This is a genomic window from Stutzerimonas azotifigens DSM 17556 (assembly GCF_000425625.1).
GTDB lineage: Bacteria > Pseudomonadota > Gammaproteobacteria > Pseudomonadales > Pseudomonadaceae > Stutzerimonas > Stutzerimonas azotifigens.
Genome location: NZ_KE384418.1, coordinates 70,060 through 88,163 on the forward strand (window position 1 = coordinate 70,060; position 18,104 = coordinate 88,163).

Below are 18,104 nucleotides of genomic sequence, written 5' to 3' on the forward strand. Positions count from 1 at the left end.
GGCAGCGTGTGGAGCGGTCTTGACCGCGATCGGCTGGCCGCCCTGTCGCGGTCGAGACTGCTTCCACGAGAAGCATCGCCCCGAGGTCGGGCCTCCCACAGAAGCAGGGGGGGCTCAGCGGGTCCTGTGGGAGGCGTGCCCTCGCGGCGAGGAATGATGGTGGAGCCCATTCGCGGTCGAAGACCACTCCCACACAGGCTGCGTGAACGTCGCGAGCGAAGGTCAGGCAAGGGGAAAGCAGGCGAAAAAGCGCAGTTTACAAGTGGTAAATGAGCATTTTTAGCCTGTTTTCAACGCAGCATGACCGAGCGCAGTACTTTTCACACAGCCTGTACAGACAAGCCCTGCATTCCCGGCGGTGATGTGCATCGCCTTGCGACAGGGCCTGCGCTAGGCTGGTCCGAGGTTTTTCGCAAACAGGACCCCGCTCATGCCGCAGTCTCGTTCGACAGCCTCCGCCGGGAGGCCCCGATGAAGGTCAGCGAAGCACTCGAACGACGCCACAGCACGCGCGTCTTCATCGACCGCCCGGTCGATGCCGCGCTGCTGCGCGACCTGCTCACCCGTGCCGCGCGCGCCCCGTCGAGCGGCAACCTGCAGCCCTGGCGGCTGTACGTACTGCAGGGCGCCACGCTCGGCGCCTTTCGCGAGCACTTCGCCGAGCGCCTGGCGCGCGACGCCGAGCAGGACCCGCGCGAGTACGCCGTCTATCCCGAACCGATCTTCGAGCCGTACCGCAGCCACCGCTACCAGGTCGGCGAGGACATGTACCAGCTGCTCGGCATCGCCCGCGAGGACAAGGCCGCCCGGCGCGCCTGGTTCGCGCGCAACTTCCGTTTTTTCGACGCGCCCTGCGCGGTGTTCTTCTTCGTCGACCGGCGCATGGGCCCAGGCCAGTGGGCGGACCTGGGCATGTACCAGCAGAGCCTGATGCTGCTGCTCAAGGAATACGGCCTCGACAGCTGCCCGCAGGCCTGCTGGGCGCGCTACCAACTGACCGTGCGCAACTGGCTGCAGGTGCCGGACGAACTGGTGCTGCACTGCGGCCTGGCGATCGGCTACGCCGACCCGCAGGCGCCGGTCAACGGGCTGGTCAGCGAGCGCATGCCGCTGGATGCCTTCTGTACCTTCGTCGAGCGCTGAGCGAAGGTGCGTAAGGTGGGCAGGGCGGCGTTCCGCTTCGGTCCACCAAGGCCCTCACCGATGTGCCTCGACGTAGGGTGGAAAACCGCGCAGCGTTTTCCACGCGGGGGCGGGCAGCGCGCCATGTCGACGGCCTGGCGGACCTTGGTACCGGCCGAAACCGACGCGTGGATGAGGCTGCGCCGTCATCCACCCTTCGGTTCGTGACCCGTCCGGCTGTCGGCGTCAGTGCGCGTCGGCAGGGACAGGGTGGCGCCGATCCGCTCGGCGGTTTCCTTCAGCCGGGGGCCGAGGCTGTCCACCAGCAGACGGTGGGTCAGACGCATGGAGGGGCCGCCGCAGTTCAGGGCCATGACCTCGGCGCCTTCTTCGAGCACCAGCGGCACCGCCACGGCGCTGACTTCCGGCTTCCAGTCTCCCTCGGACAGGCAGAAGCCGTAGGCCGCATGGTCGGCCAGGGCCTTGTCCATCGCCCGTTCGAAGGTCGGCCAGTAGGCCGGGTCGCGCCGGGCCAATTGCTGCAGCAGCGCCTCGCGTCGCGCTGGCGACTGGGCGCAGAGCCAGGCCTTGCCGATCGCGGTGCGCATCATCGGCAGCCGGGCGGCCCGTTCCAGGCGCAGCACCAGCGGCCCCTGGCCCTGGCACACGTCGAGGTAGGTCATGCTCAGCCGGTCGGCGGTGCCCAGCGCCACGGCGCAGTCGGCGGCGTCGGCCAGCTGCTGCATGTGCGGGCGGGCGATCTCGCGGATGCCGGTGCTGGCGAGGTAGCGGTAGCCGAGCGCGAGCACCCCCGCGCCCAGGTGGTACTTCTCCAGATGCGCGTTGTGGTGCAGGTAGCCGAGGCGGGTGAGGGTGGCGGTCAGCCGCGAAACCGTAGGCCGGGGGATGCCGGTGCGCTCGGCCAGCTCGGCATTGCCGAGGTACGGCTCGCGGGGCCCGAAGGCCCGGAGGATTTCCAGGCCCCGCGACAGTGCCGTGACGAAGTGGCGCTCTGATTCCGCCGTGCCGGGCTTGCGCATGGCGTCAGAACAGCAGGTTCGGCAGGTAGGTGGCGATCTGCGGGAACACCATGATGATGCCCATGCCGACGATGTTGACGATCACGAACGGGATCACCGACCAATAGATGTCCTTCATGGTGATGCTCGGCGGCACGATGCCCTTCAGGTAGAACAGGTTGAAGCCGAAGGGCGGCGTCATGTAGCCGATTTCCATGTTGATCACGAAGAGGATGCCGAACCAGATCGGGTCGAAACCCAGCGAGGCGATGATCGGCAGGAACACCGGCAGGGTGATGAGCATGATGCCGACCGGGTCGAGCAGCATGCCCATGAAGAACACCAGCACCATCATGATGATGAGGATCACCCAGCGCCCGCCGGGCAGGTCCATCATCAGCCCCTCGATCAGCGACTGCGCGCCCATGCCCTGGTAGGCCGCGCTGAAGGCGTGGGCGGCGAACAGGATCCAGGCGATCATCCCGGTGAGCTTGAAGGTGCGGATCGCCGCCTCCTGCAGCAGGCTCCACTGCAGCTTGCGGTAGACCGCCGCGGAGATCAGCGCGCCGAGCACGCCCATGGCCGCCGCCTCGGTCGGCGTGGTGATGCCGCCGATGATCGAGCCGAGCACCATCACCACGATGCCGATCGGCAGCAGCACGGCGCGCAGGGCGCGCAGCTTCTCGCCCCAGCTGCCGCGTTCTTCCTGCGGCAGCGCCGGCGCCAGCTGCGGCTGCAGGTAGCAGCGCACCAGCACGTAGGTGACCGTCAGGCACACCAGCAGGATGCCCGGCAGCACGCCGGCGGCGAACATCTTGCCGACCGACTGGCCGCTGATCATGGCGTACAGGATCATCATGATGCTCGGCGGGATGAGGATGCCCCAGCCGCCGCCGGTGTTGATGCAGCCGAGCACCATGCGCTTGTCGTAGCCGCGCTCGAGCATCGCCGGCAGGGCGATGGTGCCCATGGCCACCACCGCCGCGCCGCTGATGCCGACCATGGCGCCGAACACCGCGCAGATGCCCAGGGTGCCGACCGCCAGGCCGCCGCGCATGCCGCCGCACCACAGGTGCATCATGCGGTAGAGGTCGCGGGCCACGCCGGTGCGTTCGAGCAGCATGGCCATGAACACGAACAGCGGGATCGCCACCAGGGTGAAGCTTTCCATGGTGCCCCACATCTGCGAGGCCACCAGGTAGAAGGCGTCGACGCCCCAGGTGAAATAGAGGAACACCACCGAGACCCCGCCGAGCACGAAGGCCAGCGGCAGGCCGAGGACCAGGAAGAAGACCAGGGAGAGGAAGAACAGCAGCGTCGTGACTTCGATGCTCATTGCGCCTGCTCCTTGGGCTGCGTATCGGTGGCGGGTTCGTGGCCGAGGGCGATGAGGATGTCGTCGAGCAGCTTGGCGATGCCCTGCAGCAGGAGCAGCACGGTGCCGACCGGGATGGCGGCCTTGATCGGCCAGATCGGCGGATTCCAGGCCGAGTAGGAGGTTTCCATGCTGCTGATCGACTCCCAGGCCATGGAGCTGCCGAAGTACAGCAAGGCCAGGACGAAGAGGAAGAACATCGAGGAGGTGAAGATGTCGACCCAGGCCCTGATGCGCGGCGAGAAGCTGCCGTAGAGCAGGTCGACGTTGACGTGGTCGCGGTGGGCCAACACATAGGCGCCGGACAGCACCACGTAGACGCCGAACAGCATCTGCCCGAGCTCGTTGGTCCAGGAGGTCGGGGAGCCCGCCAGGTAGCGCATGGCGACCTCGAAGATCAGCAGCAGGAAGATCACGAAGATCAGGTAGGCGACCCAGCGGCCGATGAAGTTGTTGAGCCGGGTGATGCCCCGGACATAGGCACGAATCAGGCGCATGGCGAGCCCCACGACAGGTTGAGCAAGCCCCGGAGCCGGGCGCGCGGCCTGGCCCCGGGGCGGACGGCAGGCTTACAGGTAGCCGAGTTCGCCGAGGAAGGCCTTCAGCTTCTGCAGCGCTTCGGCCGCCTTGTCGCTGCGCTTGCCTTCGGCGTCCCAGGAGGCCTGGGCGGCGTCGACGAGGCGCTTCTGCACGTCGTCGGGGAGGGTGTTGACCTGCACGCCCTGCTCGGCGATGGCTTTGCGCAGGGCCACCTGCTCCTGGTACAGGTACTCGTTGGTGCGGTACCAGAACTGCTCGTCGAGCACCTGCTTGACGATCTCCTGGTCGCGCTCGGAGAGTTTCTCCAGCGCTTTCTGGCTGACGATGATCACGTCGGTGCCGGCGATATTCAGCGCCGGGCGCACATGGTACTTGGCCACTTCGTAGAAGCTCATGCTGGCCGCGCCCTGCACCGCGCCCCAGTGCGCGCCGTCGACCACGCCGGTGTCCAGCGCCGGGTACAGCTCGCTGCCCGGCAGGTAGGTGGTGGAGGCGCCGGCGTCGTCGAGGAACTTCTGCAGTGCGCCGGAGGAGCGGATCTTAAGCTTGGTGAAGTCTTCCCAGCTGTTGATCGGCTTCTTCACCACCATCTCGGTCGGGTACACCTTGTCGGTCGACCAGTACACGCTGTGCTTGGCGGCCTCTTCGCGGAGCATGTCCTCGAAGCCCATGTGCTTGTGGAAGTAGGCGGCCTCCCAGACATGGTGGAAGGCGAACGGCAGGCCGGAGGCGATGCCCGCCAGGGTCATCTTGTCCTGCGCGTAGCCGGGGGAGATGGTGCCCATCTGGATGATGCCGCGGCTGACCGCGTTGAAGGTCTCCTGGGCCTTGAACAGCGCGCCGGCTTCGAACAGCTGCAGTTGCAGGCGACCTTCGGTGCGCCGCTCGATCTCGCGCTTGAGGCGGCCGAGGCTGTCCTCGTAGGAGCTGCTGGCGCTCGGCCAATGCGACTGCACGCGCCAGCGGGTGACTTCCTGGGCGGAGGCCAGCGGCGGGAGCAGCGCCGCGGCCGTGACTGCCGCCAGGGCGGAGGGCAGCAGCTTCTTGAACAGGGGCATGAGCTTCATATCGCATCCTCTTGTTGTATTTGTTGTAGGCCGCATGACGGTCGGTCAGCCTTGGCAAACCTTGCTCTTGTTTCGCAGAGCAAAACTGCCTTCTGCAAGGTTTCTGCAAAACTAGCACACCGGACCATGACTTCAACACCCCGCCGCATGGCCGGCATCCGTTCCCTCGTCACGGGACGTTTCACGCCCGATCCGGCGCCATACGGCTCGCCACGCGAAATGTGGACCACCGGTCACGCGCCGGAGCATAACGGACACGTTCGCGGCTATGCACTGCCATAAGCGATAAAAATGAAACAACGTTTCAATTTGACCTAGCCATGGATGCGTGCCAGCTTCAGGCCAATATAAGAACAACAGGAATCCGGAACATGAGACTCCAGATGCGAAACACCGGAGCCCAGCAGTACGGTGGCCGGCGCGAAGGAGGCCGGCCATGAGCGGCGAAGAGACCTTCCGCAGCGCGGCGGCCACATCCGAGGCGGCGCCGAGCATCACCGGCGGCCGCGAGCTGACCGGCTTCCACCAGGTGCTCGGCTATCGCCAGGTATCCTGGGCTGAAGAGCAGGCGGTGATCGAACTGGCGCTCGAACCCCGGCACCTCAACCTCGCCGGCGTCGTGCACGGCGGCGTGCTCACCTCGCTGCTGGACATCGTCCTCGCCGAAGCCGGCTGCTACTGCCCGTACCCCGGGCGCGTGCGCCGCGCGGTCACCCTGACCCTCACCACCACCTTCACCGGCCAGTGCAGCGGCGGCGTGATCCGCGCCACCGGCACCCGCCGCGCCGGCGGCAGCCGGATCTTCAACAGCACCGGCGAGATACGCGACCAGCACGGCAACCTGCTGGCGCTCGGCGAGGGCACCTTCCGCCTGCGCACGGGCAGCGAACATCCGCAGGGCGTGCCGTCCGGCACCCTCGGCCAGAACAACAAGAAGGAAGCCTCCGATGTATGAAATGACCGCCCGGGCCAAGGCCCTCCATGAGCAGCTCAGCGCCTTCATGGATGAGCACATCTACCCCAACGAGCCGGTGTTCAAGAAGCAGATCGCCGAAGCGGCGAACCGCTGGGAACAGCCGCCGATCCTCGCCGAGCTCAAGGCCTGGGCGCGCGCCCAGGGCCTGTGGAATCTGTTCCTTCCGGAAAGCGAGTTCGGCGCCGGGCTGACCAACCTGGAATACGCCCACCTGTGCGAGGTGATGGGGCGCTCCTCGTACGCGCCGGAGGTGTTCAACTGCTCGGCGCCGGACACCGGCAACATGGAGGTGCTGGCGCGCTACGGCACCCCCGAGCAGCAGGCGCGCTGGCTCAAGCCGCTGCTCGACGGCGAGATCCGTTCCTGCTTCTCGATGACCGAACCGGACGTGGCCTCCTCGGACGCCACCAACATCGCCTGCGAGATCCGCCGCGAGGGCGACGAGTACGTGATCAACGGCCGCAAGTGGTGGTCGTCGGGCGCCATGACCACCGCCTGCAAGATCGCCATCGTCATGGGCAAGACCGACCCGACCGCCGAGCGCCACCGCCAGCAGTCGATGATCCTGGTGCCGCTCGATACCCCCGGCGTGAAGATCGTCCGCCCGCTGGAAGTGTTCGGCTACGACCACGCGCCGCACGGCCATGCCGAGATCCACTACGACAACGTGCGGGTGCCGGCGAGCAACATGCTGCTCGGCGAAGGCCGCGGCTTCGAGATCGCCCAGGGCCGCCTCGGCCCGGGCCGCATCCACCATTGCATGCGCACCATCGGCGTCGCCGAGCGGGCATTGAAGGAGATGTGCGAGCGGGTGCAGAGCCGCGAGGCGTTCGGCCGGCCGCTGTCGAAATTCGACTCCATCCGCAAGGACATTGCCCGCTCGCGCATCGAGATCGAGCAGACCCGCCTGCTCACCCTCAAGGCCGCGCACATGATGGACACCGTGGGCAACAAGGTCGCCCGCCAGGAGATCGCCATGATCAAGGCCGCGGCGCCGAGCATGGCGCTGAAGGTGCTCGACCGCGCGATCCAGGCCCACGGCGCCAAGGGCGTGTCGCAGGACAGCTTCCTCGCCGCCGCCTGGGCCAAGGTGCGCACCCTGCGCCTGGCCGACGGCCCGGACGAGGTGCACCTGGACGCCGTCGCCAAGCTGGAGCTGGCCCGCTACAAGCGCTGACCCTTGAAACCGACAACAAGAAGGAAGCCTTCCGTGAACAATCCCCTGTTCGACCTGACCGGCAAGGTCGCGCTCATCACCGGTTCCACCAAGGGCATCGGCCGCGCCATCGCCGACGAGATGGCCAGGTGCGGCGCCAAGGTGGTGATCTCCAGCCGCAAGGCCGAGGCCTGCGAGCAAGTGGCCGGCGAGCTCGAGGCCGCCGGTTTCGAGGCCATCGCCGTGCCCTGCCACGTCGGCCGCAAGGAAGACCTGCAGCGCCTGGTGGACACCACGCTGCAGACCTGGGGGCGTATCGACGTGCTGGTGTGCAACGCCGCGACCAACCCGGTCTACGGTCCGACCAGCGAGATGACCGACGAGGCCTGGGACAAGATCATGGGCACCAACGTCAAGGGCACCTTCTGGCTGAGCAACCTGGTGCTGCCGCACATGGCCGAGCGCGGCGACGGCGTGGTGATCGTGCTGTCCAGCATCGCCGGGCTGCGCGGCAACCTCACCATCGGCACCTACGGCGTGTCCAAGGCCGCCGAGGCGGCGCTGGCCCGCAACCTGGCGGCCGAGTGGGGCCCGCGCGGTATCCGCGTCAATGCCATCGCGCCCGGCCTGGTGCGTACCGACTTCGCCAAGGCGCTGGTCGAGGACCCGGAACGGGCCCGCCGCGCCGCGGAAAAGACCCCGCTGCGGCGTATCGGCGAGCCGATCGACATCGCCGGCCTGGCGGTCTTCCTCGCCGCGCCGGCCAGCGCCTACATCACCGGCCAGGTGATCGTCGCCGATGGCGGCGAGACCGCCTGCTGAGGGCGCCCCGCATGAGCGAACCCCAACTGGTCGAGGTACTGCCCGCGCACCGCTTCGACGAGGCGCGGCTGGCCGCCTACCTGCGCGACCGCCTGCCGGCGATGGACGAGCACCTGCTGGTGCGCCAGTTCCAGGGCGGCCAGTCCAACCCGACCTTCCTGCTGGAAACCGCCGGCCGCCGCTACGTGCTGCGCAAGAAGCCGCCGGGCAGGATCCTGCCCTCGGCGCACATGGTCGAGCGCGAGTACCGGGTGATCCGCGCGCTCGGCGAGCACACCGCGCTGCCGGTGCCGCCGGCGCACGTGCTGTGCGAGGACGAGCGCGTCATCGGCACGCCCTTCTACGTGATGGACTACGTGGCCGGGCGCGTGATCGAGCACCCGGCGCTGGCCGCGGCGGCGCGCGAGGAGCGGCGGCCGATCCACTTCGCCGCGATCGACACCCTGGCCGCGCTGTACCAGGTCGATGTCGAGGCCGTCGGCCTGGCCGACTACGGCCGCTCGCAGGGCTACGTGGCGCGCCAGATCAAGCGCTGGAGTGGCCAGTACGAGGCCTCGCGCACCGGCGACATGCCGGCCATGGAAAAGCTCATGCGCTGGCTGCCGGAGCACGTGCCGGCCCGCGACGAGAGCGCCATCGCCCACGGCGACTACCGGCTCGGCAACCTGATGCTGGCGCCGGACGCGCCGCGCATCATCGCCATCCTCGACTGGGAGCTGTCGACCGTCGGCCATCCGCTGTCGGACCTGGCCTACTACTGCCTGGCCTACCACCTGCCGGCCGACCAGCCGGGCATGCGCGGACTGATCGGCACCGACCTTGCCGCCGAAGGCATTCCCGGCGAGGCCGAGCTGCTCGAACGCTACTGCCGGCAGACCGGCCGCGACGGCCTGGAGGACTGGCACGTGTTCCTCGCCTTCTCGCTGTTCCGCCTGGCGGCCATCGTCCAGGGCGTCTACGCCCGCGCGCTGCAGGGCAACGCCAGCAACGCCGACGCGCTGCAGGTCGGCCAGCGCGCCGGGATCCTTGCCGAAGCCGGCTGGCGCATCGCCCAGCAGGGCGCCCGAGGGGCGGCCTGAGCGGCCCAGGAGACCATCGATGTTCAACCGTCATCACGCCGTCTGGCCCGAGAACCTGCCCAGACACCTCACGGTCCCGGCGACCAGCCTGTTCGCCAACCTGGAGATCGCCGCCCGGCGCTACCCCGACAAGGCCGCGATCATCTACTACGACACCCTCATCACCTACCGTGAATTGCTGCAGGACGTCGAGCGCCTGGCCGGCTACCTGCAGCGCGAAGGGGTGAAGAAGGGCGACCGCGTGCTGCTGTACATGCAGAACGCCCCGCAGTTCACCATCGGCTACTACGCGATCCTGCGCGCCAACGCGGTGGTGGTGCCGGTCAACCCGATGAACCACAGCGCCGAGCTGGAGCACTACCTGGCCGACACCGGCGCCGAACTCTGCCTGTGCGGGCAGGAGCTGACCGGCTTCATCGCCCCGCTGGTGGGCGCTGGCCGGCTGCGCCAGGTGGTGGTCGCGGCCTATTCGGACTACCTGCGCGCGCCCACCGACCTCGAGCTGCCGGCCGAGGTGGAGAGCGTGTTCGAGGCGCCCACCTTCGACGGCGGCGTGGCCTGGCGCGACGCGCTGGCCGCCGGCTGCCGGCCCGGCCCGCACGACATCGGGCCGGACGATCTCTGCGTGCTGCCCTACAGCTCCGGCACCACCGGCGCACCCAAAGGCTGCATGCACACCCACCGCTCGGCGATGGCCACCATCGTCCACCGCGTCACCTGGAACCAGATGACCAGCGAGGCGGTGATCCTCGCCACGCTGCCGTACTTCCACGTCACCGGCATGCAGGGCGCCATGAGCGGGCCGATCTACATGGGCGCCACCGCCGTGATCATGACCCGCTGGAACCGCCAGGTCGCAGCAAAGCTGATCGAGCGCTACCGCATCACCGCCTGGATCAACATCGCCACCATGGCCATCGATTTCCTCTCCGACCCGGACGTGGAGCGCTACGACCTGTCCAGCCTGCGTTCCATCGGCGGTGGCGGGGCGGCCATGCCCAAGGCGGTGGAAGAGAAGCTGCGGCGGCTGACCGGACTGCCCTACGTGGAAGGCTACGGGCTGTCGGAAACCATCGCCGCCACCCACATCAACCCGGTGCACCGGCCCAAGCCGCAGTGTCTCGGCATCCCGGTGTTCGACGTGGACAGCCGGGTGATCGACGTGGCCACGCTGGAGGAGGTCGGGCCCGGCGAGGTGGGCGAGATCGTCAGCCACGGCCCGCAGATATTCCAGGGCTACTGGAACCGCCCGGAGGAGACCGCGCAGGCGTTCATCGAGCTGGACGGCAAGCGCTTCTTCCGCACCGGCGACCTCGGCTACTACGACGAGGAAGGCTACTTTTTCATGGTCGACCGGGTGAAGCGCATGATCAACGCCTCGGGCTTCAAGGTCTGGCCATCCGAGGTGGAGAGCCTGATGTACCGCCACCCGGCGATCCAGGAGTGCTGCGTGATCTCCACGCCGGACCCGAAGCGCGGCGAGACGGTGAAGGCCTGCGTGGTGCTGCGCCCGGGGCAGGCCGGGCAGGTCAGCGAGCAGGACATCATCGACTGGTGCCGCAACGAGATGGCCGCCTACAAGGCGCCGGTCTACGTCGAGTTCCGCCAGGCGCTGCCGCGCTCGTCCACCGGCAAGCTGATGTGGCGCGTGCTGCAGGAAGAAGAACAACAGAAGCACCGGCGCGAGGCCGATCCATCCCCGGCCTGACCGGACACCCACACAGGGGAGAACCGCACCATGCAGATGCGCAGCACCGTCGACAGCCCTGAAAGGCAGGCCGCCCGCCAACAGCGCGAAGCCGAATGGCAGGTCCGCAAGGACCTCGCCGCCGCCTACCGGCTGGTCGCCCACTTCGGCTGGGACGACCTGGTGTTCACCCACCTCTCGGCGCGGGTGCCGGGTGGCGATCACCACTTCCTGATCAACCCCTACGGGCTGCTGTTCCAGGAGATCACCGCCTCCTCGCTGGTCAAGGTCGACCAGGACGGCAACATCGTCGAGAGCGGCAGCCTGCACCGGGTCAACCCGGCCGGCTTCACCATCCACAGCGCGGTGCACATGGGTCGCGAGGACGCCGGCGCGGTGATGCACCTGCACGCCGCCGACGGCACCGCGGTCTCCGCGCACCGCGACGGCCTGCTGCCGCTGAGCCAGACCGCCATGCTCTGCCTCGACCACCTGAGCTACCACGACTACGAAGGCGTGGCGCTGGACCTCGGCGAGCGCGAGCGGCTGATCCGCGACCTGGGGCCCAAGCAGATGATGATCCTGCGCAACCACGGCGTGCTGACCATGGGCAACAGCGTGGCCGAAGCCTTCACCTACCTGTACTTCCTAATGAAGGCCTGCGAGATTCAGGTGCGCGCGCAGGCCTGCGGTCCGACCTGGATGCCGTCGCAGGCCGCCATCGAGACCACCCGCGAGCAGTCGCAGAGCCTCGGCCAGGCCGCCAGGCTCACCTGGCCGGCGCTGCTGCGCCTGCTCGAGAGCCGCGGCCAGGTCTACGCCGTCTGACGCCGCCGGCCCCGCGCCGGCGCCTTTCTTCTTCCGGCATGCTTGCGTGCCCGCCGACAAGGAACCCGCATGAAGGTCATCTTCGCCGCCTACGACCCGCAGCCCCAGCGCTGGACCAACCTGATCGCCGAGCAGTTGCCGGACGCCGAAATCATCGTCTGGGAGCCGGGCATGGCCCCGACCGGCGCCGACTACGCGCTGGTCTGGCAGCCCGCCGAGGCACTGTTCGAGGCCGAGCGGCAGCTCAAGGCGGTGTTCAACCTCGGCGCCGGCATCGACGGCCTGCTGCGCCTGCGCAACCTGCCACCGGCGCTGCCGGTGGTGCGCCTGGAGGACGCCGGCATGTCGGTGCAGATGGCCGAATACGTCGCCTACCACGTGATCGGTGCCAGCCGCGACATGGACCTCTACCGCAGCCAGCAGGCCGACAGTCAGTGGAAGATCCACCGGCCGATCAAGCGCAGCGAATGGCCGGTCGGCGTGCTCGGTCTCGGCCACATCGGCAAGCGCGTGGCGCAGACCCTGGCCGGGTTGGAATATCCGGTGCACGGCTGGGCGCGCACCGCGCACGACATCGAAGGTGTGCGCTGCCATGCCGGCCAGGCGGAGCTCGACACGTTTCTGCAATCGACGCGGGTGCTGGTCAACACCCTGCCGCTGACCGACGAGACCCGCGACCTGATCGACTACCGCCTGCTCGGCCGCCTGCGCCCCGGCGCCATGCTCATCAACGTCGGCCGCGGCGAGCACCTGGTCGACGAAGACCTCATCCGCGCCCTCGCCGAAGGCCATGTCACCCGCGCCGTGCTGGACGTCTTCCGCCAGGAGCCACTGCCCGGCGAACACCCGTTCTGGCGCACCCCGGGCCTCACCATCACGCCGCACATCTCTGCCCGCACGCTGCGCGATGCGACGGTGGAGCAGATCTGCGGCAAGATCCGCGCGCTGGAAGCGGGGCAGCAGGTGAGCGGGGTGGTGGATCTGGGCAGGGGGTATTGAGCGGTACAGGCCGGCCGGTCCAAGCGCGGGCCTGCCTGTTAGGCCGCATCTGCGAGGGGCACATGGATCGCCGCCGACCCTGACCGTCGCCACCTGACCCGCCTGTCGGCCGCATGCCCGCCGCCGCCTGAAGGCCCGGGCGGAGCGAGCGGCGGGCACGAAACTCGCCGTCCCCTTCGCTGCCCAACGCTGCATGGCTGTCGGCCCGCCGTCCGGCGTCGGGCTGCGGCGCCGGCTCCTCATGCCCGTTCCTCAAGGTGCCATTCAACCCATGCGCAGGCCCCGTTCCCGCCTCTTTCGCTTCGCATCGATCATCCTCCTGTTGGCAACCGCCCCGGCGTGGGGCCAGGCCGGACCGGCTGGCTCGCCCGAGGGGATTTCCCGTCAAGAGGCCCGCCATGCCATCGAGGTGCTCCGCGACGACGCGCGTCGCGCCGATGTGCTGGCGGCACTCGAGGCCATCGCCGCCCAGCCTGCCTCCTCCGAACCGGCACAGGACGCCGAACCGCCGAGCGCGGCCGAGCCGGAGCCGGCGATCGTCCCACTGGAGGAGGACGGCCTGATTGCACGGATGCTGAGGCAGGTCGGACGCTGGGCCGACGGCCTCGGCGAGCAGCTGCAGCAGGTTCGCAGCGCGCTGCTGGAATTTCCCGCCTGGTTCGAGGCGATTTTCAGGTCACCGGCCGGGCGGGCCTTGCTGGTCGATGCGCTGGTCACCCTGGCGCTGGTGTTCTCCCTCGGCCTGGCGGTCGAGTGGGGCATGCGGCGGCTGCTGCGTTGGCCGCGTACGGCCTTGCAGGGGCACGCGCGACAGGTCGAGGAGCGCGAACGAGCTGCGGCCATGAGCGAGCCTCCGGTCGACCTCCGGCCGACCGAGCGTATCGATGCCGAACGCGCAGCGGCGACCGCCGCCACCCGGCCCGAACAGCCCGACGTGGCGCTGGTACAGACCCTGCGCGACGGCGTCGAGCGGATAGAGGCGGTGCCGATCGCCCGACCCGGGCAAGGCCCGGCGGCAGAGCCGGAGCCGGCCGCCAACAGGGGAGCGGCGGCCGCGGTCGCACCGCCCGCCGACGCGGCGCCCCCGCGCAAGGCGCGACGCAGCCAGCCGCTCGGTGAGCATCGCAGCGCATTGCGTCACCTGCCGTTCGCGATCGGCTCCTTGGTGCTGGACCTCCTGCCGCTGGCCCTGTTTTTCTGCGTCGCCGCGCTGGTCATGCACCTGTATCCGGGGCTCGATCCGCGGAGCCGCGAGGTGACCGACCTGTTCGTGCACGCCTACCTCTTCACCCGCCTGACCATGGCGGTGGTGCGCCTGCTGATATCGCCCGTTGGCTACGGCCTGCGGGTCTTCCGGGTCAGTGGCGAGACATCGCGCCTGCTGAACGGCTGGGCTCTCCGTTTCGTGCTGTTGGCGGCGTTCGGCGTGGCGACGGCGAATGCCCTGCAGATCCTCGGCGCCGGTGCCGCGGGGCGAGCCGCGATCCTCAAGTTCGTCTCCCTGCTGGCCCACCTGATGATCGTGGCCCTGATCTTCAGGCTGCGACGTCCGGTGCGGCAAGCCATCGCCCCCAAGGCGGGGAGCAGCGGCCCGATTGCACAGTTCCGTCACTGGATGGCCCAGGTATGGGCCGTCGCGGCCGCGGCCTTCGTCATGGGGCTGTGGGTCGTCTGGGCGCTCGGCGTGGAGAACGGTTTCCCCAAGCTGATCGAGTTCATCGCGGTGACCGGCGGCATCCTGGTGCTCGGTCGCCTGGTCGCGGTGCTCGCACTCGGCGCCCTGGAGCGGGCCTTCGTCGGCCGCCAGAACGACCGCGACGACGCGCGCGAGGCCGACTCCGACGGCATGCGCGGCCGGCTGGCCGAGCAGCTCTATCCGCTGTTGCGCGGCCTGCTGTCGCTGCTCGTCACAGCCTGCGTACTGGTCGCCCTTTTCCAGGCCTGGGGATTCGACGCCCTCGGCTGGTTCGCGGCAGGCACCCTCGGCCGCAGCCTGGCCGGGGCCATGACGACCATCCTAGTCGCCGTGATCCTGGCCCTGGTGGTCTGGCAGGTGGCCAATGCGGCGCTGGAACGGCGCATCGTCCGCTGGAGCGACGATGGCGAACTGATGCGCGCCGCGCGCCTGCGCACCCTGCTGCCGATGCTCCGTTCCGCGCTGATGATCGCGATCGTGCTGGTCGTCGGTATGACCGCGCTCAGCGAGATCGGGGTCAACACCACGCCGCTGCTGGCGGGGGCGAGCATCATCGGTGTCGCGCTGGGCTTCGGCTCGCAGAAGCTGGTGCAGGACTTCATTACCGGCATCTTCCTGCTGATGGAGAACGCCATGCAGGTGGGCGACTGGGTCACGGTCGCGGGGGTGTCCGGAACCGTCGAGAACCTCTCCATCCGTACCGTCCGCCTGCGCGCCGGCGACGGTTCGCTGCACATCGTGCCGTTCAGCTCGGTGTCCACGGTCAACAACACCAACCGCGGCATCGGCAACGCGGCGGTGCGGATCAGCGTCGGCTACGACACGGACATCGACCAGGCGATCGCCGAGCTGAAGAAGATCGGCGCCGACCTGCGGGCCGACCCGGCGTTCGCCGACCTGATCATCGACGACCTGGCCGTGTGGGGCGTCGACTCGGTGGACGGCTCGATGGTGACGCTGGCCGGCCAGATGCGTTGCGTCGACAAGGGCCGCTGGGGCGTCCAGCGCGAATTCAACCGGCGCATCTTCGAGCGCTTCCGCGAACTGGGCATCCACATCGCCGACCCGCGCGAGCGCCTGATGGTGTCCCAGGGCGAGCCCGGCGCCTGATGCGCTGTGCCGGCGAACATCGCCAGATCTTCGTTGCGGTTACTCCTCGAAGCGGCCGCCGCCGTCACGGTCGCGCTCGTATCGTCGGGTGAGCGGAAACGGCGGCAGCCAGGACTCGCGCCGGACGGTCCAGCATTCGTAGGTGGGCGTCAGCTGGTCGCGGGCGTCCAGGGCGCCGAGGTGCACTTCGATCTCGTCGGCGATGCGGGTGAACACCGACGAGCCGCAGCGAGGGCAGAAGAACCGCCCGGCGTAGTCGCGCGTCTCGCCCTCGACGGTCACCGCTTCCGGGGAAAAGATCGCAGCCGCGAAGAACAGGGCGCCGTGGTGCTTGCGGCAGTCGAGGCAGTGGCAAAGGCCGACCCGGTAGGGTCGCCCGGACGCCACGATTCGAACGTTGCCGCAAAGGCAGCCCCCGGTGAATCGGTCCATGCTGGTCTCCTCGGAATCGCGGCCGAATGAATACGGCGGCTCGGTGAGTATGAAAGTAGCAGCTCGAGGCTCGCCGGGCTTGCCGTCGGCCGGCGCGGCTGAACGCCTGGCTCCGAATCCCGGTCGGAATAGGCAGCTACCGGGAGATACGGCATGACGACACCGAGCAACCTCTTGTGGGCCGCACTGGCGCTTGGCGTGGTGACGGGCATGCGCAGCATGCTGGCGCCGACCCTGGCCAGCCGGGCATTGGCCGGGCGTGAAGGGATCGACCAGGCGGACGAGCCGGCCCGTACCCTGGCCTCGCACCGGGCGCGGCAGGTGCTGATGCCGCTGGCCGCCGGGGAGATGCTGGGCGACAAGATGCCCTTCGCGCCGGACCGGACGATTCCACCCTCGATGTTGTTCCGCGCCTTGTCCGGCGGCGTCACCGCGGCGGCGCTGGCCAGTGCACGGCGGCAGCCGGTGTGGCTGCCGGCGTTGATCGGCGCGACCGCCGCCTGCGTCTCGGCGAAAATCGGCCTCGGTTTGCGCAAGCGCTACGGCAGCTCCGGCGGATTTGCCAATGCGGCGCTGGGGCTGTCGGAAGACGCCCTGGCGCTGGCGATCGGCAATGCGGGGTTGCGCCGGTCATAGTCGGGGCCGGTCGGCCCTTGTAGGAGCAGGTTCTACCTGCGAACAGGGGCTCGCATGGGGACCAAGTCGCAGGCAGCCTGCTCCTGCAACGTAGGCAGTCAAATCGTGGAGCCGCGTTATGCCGGTGTTCGGTGGAAAAGGCTGCGCCGTTTTCCACCCTACGCTCTGGCGATCGACGGTTGGGTGGGCCGGGCGGCGTTCCGCTTCAGCCCACCAATCACGGACCGCCTCCGGCCCACCGGTAGCTCCGTAGGGTGGATAACGCGCGTAGCGCCTATCCACTTGGCGGCGGTGTTTGATCGCCACCGGCGGAAAAGGCTACGCCCCCTGTAGGCCGATCAGTCCAGGTCCGAGGCGGCGTGGCGTTCCGGCGCCTGTTCGTGCGCTTCGCCCCAGGTGCGGTTGACCTTGCGGCCGCGGATCACGGCGGGGCGTTCGGCGATCTCGGCGGCCCAGCGCTGCACGTGCCGGTAGTCCTGCACCGAGAGGAATTCGGCGGCCTGGTAGAGATCGCCGCGCACCAGCCCGCCGTACCAGGGCCAGATGGCCATGTCGGCGATGCTGTAGTCGTCGCCGGCGATGTAGCGCCGTTCGGCCAGCTGGCGGTCGAGCACGTCGAGCTGGCGCTTGGTCTCCATCGCATAGCGGTTGATGGGGTACTCGTACTTCTCCGGCGCGTAGGCATAGAAGTGGCCGAAGCCGCCGCCGACGAAGGGTGCCGAGCCCATCTGCCAGAACAGCCAGTTCTGCGTCTCGGTGCGTGCCGCCGTGTCGGTGGGCAGGAAGGCGCCGAACTTCTCCGCCAGGTAGACGAGGATCGAGCCGGATTCGAAGACGCGCAGCGGCTGCTCGCCGCTGTGGTCGACCAGCGCCGGGATCTTCGAGTTGGGGTTGATCTCGACGAAGCCGCTGGAGAACTGGTCGCCTTCACCGATGCGGATCAGCCAGGCGTCGTACTCGGCGCCCGCATGGCCGAGGCCGAGCAGCTCCTCGAGCATGATGGTGACCTTCACGCCGTTCGGCGTGGCCAGCGAATAGAGCTGCAGCGGGTGCTTGCCCACCGGCAGCGGCTTGTCGTGGGTGGGGCCGGCGGTCGGGCGGTTGATGCTGGCGAACTTGCCGCCCGAGGGCTCGGAATGCTGCCAGACCTTAGGCGGCACGTAGGGCGTGGTGTCACTCATGGCGATTTCCTCGATCGGTGGAAAACGGTCAGTGCCGAATCCTGGGCGGCCATGGCCGGGTTGTCCAGCGGCGCGCTCGGGGAAGGGGGCGCCAGGGCAATGCCTGGCAATGAAGCCTGCCTTGTCGGACAGCAGGATAGCGACGATTGCGTCTTGCGACCGGCCGCGGAAGGCCATGAATGCCGGAGGGTTTCAGTGCGAGGCCCGGCGGGGTCTGCCGCTGATTTGCGCCAAGGTCGCTCGGCCGCCCTCGCGGCGAGGCTCTTGTGTGAGCGGTCGTGACCGCGAACGATATCGCCAGGTCGCAGGCAGAGCCTGCTCCTACGGGTGTGCGTCGCAGCTACGGGCAGCGGGTCGCGCTGGTCCCTTCTCCCGCCGG

16 protein-coding genes are annotated in these 18,104 nt (G+C 68.7%); 10 read left to right on the plus strand and 6 right to left on the minus strand.

The genetic code is table 11. From position 1 onward, the window contains the following. Positions 1–471: 471 nt before the first annotated feature. On the plus strand, positions 472–1,143 hold the full coding sequence (locus H610_RS0120165) for a nitroreductase (protein ID WP_028241345.1): 672 nt from the start codon (positions 472–474) through the stop codon (positions 1,141–1,143). A gap of 185 nt (positions 1,144–1,328) precedes the next feature. Here the strand turns inward: H610_RS0120165 and H610_RS24280 are convergent, their stop codons facing one another. From H610_RS24280 to dctP, 4 genes are all read right to left on the minus strand, one after another. Beyond that, a complete protein-coding gene (locus tag H610_RS24280) occupies positions 1,329–2,162 on the minus strand; it encodes an IclR family transcriptional regulator (protein WP_051231889.1) in 834 nt (277 codons plus the stop codon). A gap of 4 nt (positions 2,163–2,166) precedes the next feature. Next, complete coding sequence (locus H610_RS0120175) at positions 2,167–3,477, minus strand: TRAP transporter large permease (RefSeq protein ID WP_028241346.1); 1,311 nt, start codon at positions 3,475–3,477, stop codon at positions 2,167–2,169. Further along, entirely contained in the window at positions 3,474–4,013 is a 540-nt protein-coding gene (locus tag H610_RS0120180) for a TRAP transporter small permease subunit (protein ID WP_028241347.1), read from the minus strand. The genes H610_RS0120175 and H610_RS0120180 overlap by 4 nt, the downstream gene beginning before the upstream one ends. Positions 4,014–4,085: 72 nt before the next feature. After that, positions 4,086–5,123, minus strand: a complete 1,038-nt coding sequence (gene dctP / locus H610_RS0120185) for a TRAP transporter substrate-binding protein DctP (RefSeq protein ID WP_028241348.1) — start codon at positions 5,121–5,123, stop codon at positions 4,086–4,088. Between the two features lie 436 nt (positions 5,124–5,559). On the opposite strand from dctP, the gene H610_RS0120190 reads away from it, so the two are divergent. From H610_RS0120190 to H610_RS24285, 8 genes are all read left to right on the plus strand, one after another. Continuing rightward, complete coding sequence (locus tag H610_RS0120190; RefSeq protein WP_028241349.1) at positions 5,560–6,078, plus strand: PaaI family thioesterase; 519 nt, start codon at positions 5,560–5,562, stop codon at positions 6,076–6,078. Further along, positions 6,071–7,276 carry an acyl-CoA dehydrogenase family protein gene (locus H610_RS0120195; RefSeq protein WP_028241350.1) on the plus strand — a complete coding sequence of 402 codons (1,206 nt, stop codon included), beginning with the start codon at positions 6,071–6,073 and terminating at the stop codon, positions 7,274–7,276. Before H610_RS0120190 ends, H610_RS0120195 begins: the two co-directional genes overlap by 8 nt. A 33-nt stretch (positions 7,277–7,309) precedes the next feature. Then, positions 7,310–8,077 carry an SDR family NAD(P)-dependent oxidoreductase gene (locus tag H610_RS0120200; protein ID WP_028241351.1) on the plus strand — a complete coding sequence of 256 codons (768 nt, stop codon included), beginning with the start codon at positions 7,310–7,312 and terminating at the stop codon, positions 8,075–8,077. 11 nt (positions 8,078–8,088) lie between these two features. Beyond that, the gene (locus H610_RS0120205) at positions 8,089–9,156 is read left to right on the plus strand and encodes a phosphotransferase (protein ID WP_028241352.1); all 1,068 of its coding nucleotides are present in this window, start codon (positions 8,089–8,091) and stop codon (positions 9,154–9,156) included. A gap of 19 nt (positions 9,157–9,175) precedes the next feature. Continuing rightward, positions 9,176–10,864, plus strand: a complete 1,689-nt coding sequence (locus H610_RS0120210; RefSeq protein ID WP_028241353.1) for a long-chain fatty acid--CoA ligase — start codon at positions 9,176–9,178, stop codon at positions 10,862–10,864. 36 nt (positions 10,865–10,900) lie between these two features. Further along, positions 10,901–11,671 (plus strand): class II aldolase/adducin family protein, encoded by a 771-nt coding sequence (locus H610_RS0120215; protein ID WP_028241354.1) that lies wholly within the window; start codon positions 10,901–10,903, stop codon positions 11,669–11,671. A 69-nt stretch (positions 11,672–11,740) separates the two neighbouring features. Beyond that, on the plus strand, positions 11,741–12,670 hold the full coding sequence (locus H610_RS0120220) for a 2-hydroxyacid dehydrogenase (RefSeq protein ID WP_028241355.1): 930 nt from the start codon (positions 11,741–11,743) through the stop codon (positions 12,668–12,670). A 322-nt stretch (positions 12,671–12,992) separates the two neighbouring features. Then, positions 12,993–15,476 (plus strand): mechanosensitive ion channel family protein, encoded by a 2,484-nt coding sequence (locus H610_RS24285; protein ID WP_236614331.1) that lies wholly within the window; start codon positions 12,993–12,995, stop codon positions 15,474–15,476. Between the two features lie 39 nt (positions 15,477–15,515). Here the strand turns inward: H610_RS24285 and H610_RS0120230 are convergent, their stop codons facing one another. After that, positions 15,516–15,908: a GFA family protein gene (locus tag H610_RS0120230; RefSeq protein WP_028241356.1), complete on the minus strand. Its 393-nt coding sequence runs from the start codon at positions 15,906–15,908 to the stop codon at positions 15,516–15,518. Between the two features lie 153 nt (positions 15,909–16,061). Between H610_RS0120230 and H610_RS0120235 the strand changes: the two genes are divergently transcribed. Beyond that, on the plus strand, positions 16,062–16,544 hold the full coding sequence (locus H610_RS0120235; RefSeq protein ID WP_028241357.1) for a DUF4126 family protein: 483 nt from the start codon (positions 16,062–16,064) through the stop codon (positions 16,542–16,544). Between the two features lie 338 nt (positions 16,545–16,882). On the opposite strand, the gene yghU is transcribed toward H610_RS0120235, so the two are convergent. Next, the gene (gene yghU / locus H610_RS0120240) at positions 16,883–17,725 is read right to left on the minus strand and encodes a glutathione-dependent disulfide-bond oxidoreductase (protein ID WP_028241358.1); all 843 of its coding nucleotides are present in this window, start codon (positions 17,723–17,725) and stop codon (positions 16,883–16,885) included. Positions 17,726–18,104 lie beyond the last annotated feature (379 nt).

Coding starts and splice junctions, on each gene's coding strand:
- H610_RS0120165 (WP_028241345.1), top strand. CDS start 472: ATGAAGGTCAGCGAAGCACTCGAACGACGCCACAGCACGCGCGTCTTC.
- H610_RS24280 (WP_051231889.1), bottom strand. CDS start 2,162: ATGCGCAAGCCCGGCACGGCGGAATCAGAGCGCCACTTCGTCACGGCA.
- H610_RS0120175 (WP_028241346.1), bottom strand. CDS start 3,477: ATGAGCATCGAAGTCACGACGCTGCTGTTCTTCCTCTCCCTGGTCTTC.
- H610_RS0120180 (WP_028241347.1), bottom strand. CDS start 4,013: ATGCGCCTGATTCGTGCCTATGTCCGGGGCATCACCCGGCTCAACAAC.
- dctP (WP_028241348.1), bottom strand. CDS start 5,123: ATGAAGCTCATGCCCCTGTTCAAGAAGCTGCTGCCCTCCGCCCTGGCG.
- H610_RS0120190 (WP_028241349.1), top strand. CDS start 5,560: ATGAGCGGCGAAGAGACCTTCCGCAGCGCGGCGGCCACATCCGAGGCG.
- H610_RS0120195 (WP_028241350.1), top strand. CDS start 6,071: ATGTATGAAATGACCGCCCGGGCCAAGGCCCTCCATGAGCAGCTCAGC.
- H610_RS0120205 (WP_028241352.1), top strand. CDS start 8,089: ATGAGCGAACCCCAACTGGTCGAGGTACTGCCCGCGCACCGCTTCGAC.
- H610_RS0120210 (WP_028241353.1), top strand. CDS start 9,176: ATGTTCAACCGTCATCACGCCGTCTGGCCCGAGAACCTGCCCAGACAC.
- H610_RS0120215 (WP_028241354.1), top strand. CDS start 10,901: ATGCGCAGCACCGTCGACAGCCCTGAAAGGCAGGCCGCCCGCCAACAG.
- H610_RS0120220 (WP_028241355.1), top strand. CDS start 11,741: ATGAAGGTCATCTTCGCCGCCTACGACCCGCAGCCCCAGCGCTGGACC.
- H610_RS0120230 (WP_028241356.1), bottom strand. CDS start 15,908: ATGGACCGATTCACCGGGGGCTGCCTTTGCGGCAACGTTCGAATCGTG.
- H610_RS0120235 (WP_028241357.1), top strand. CDS start 16,062: ATGACGACACCGAGCAACCTCTTGTGGGCCGCACTGGCGCTTGGCGTG.
- yghU (WP_028241358.1), bottom strand. CDS start 17,725: ATGAGTGACACCACGCCCTACGTGCCGCCTAAGGTCTGGCAGCATTCC.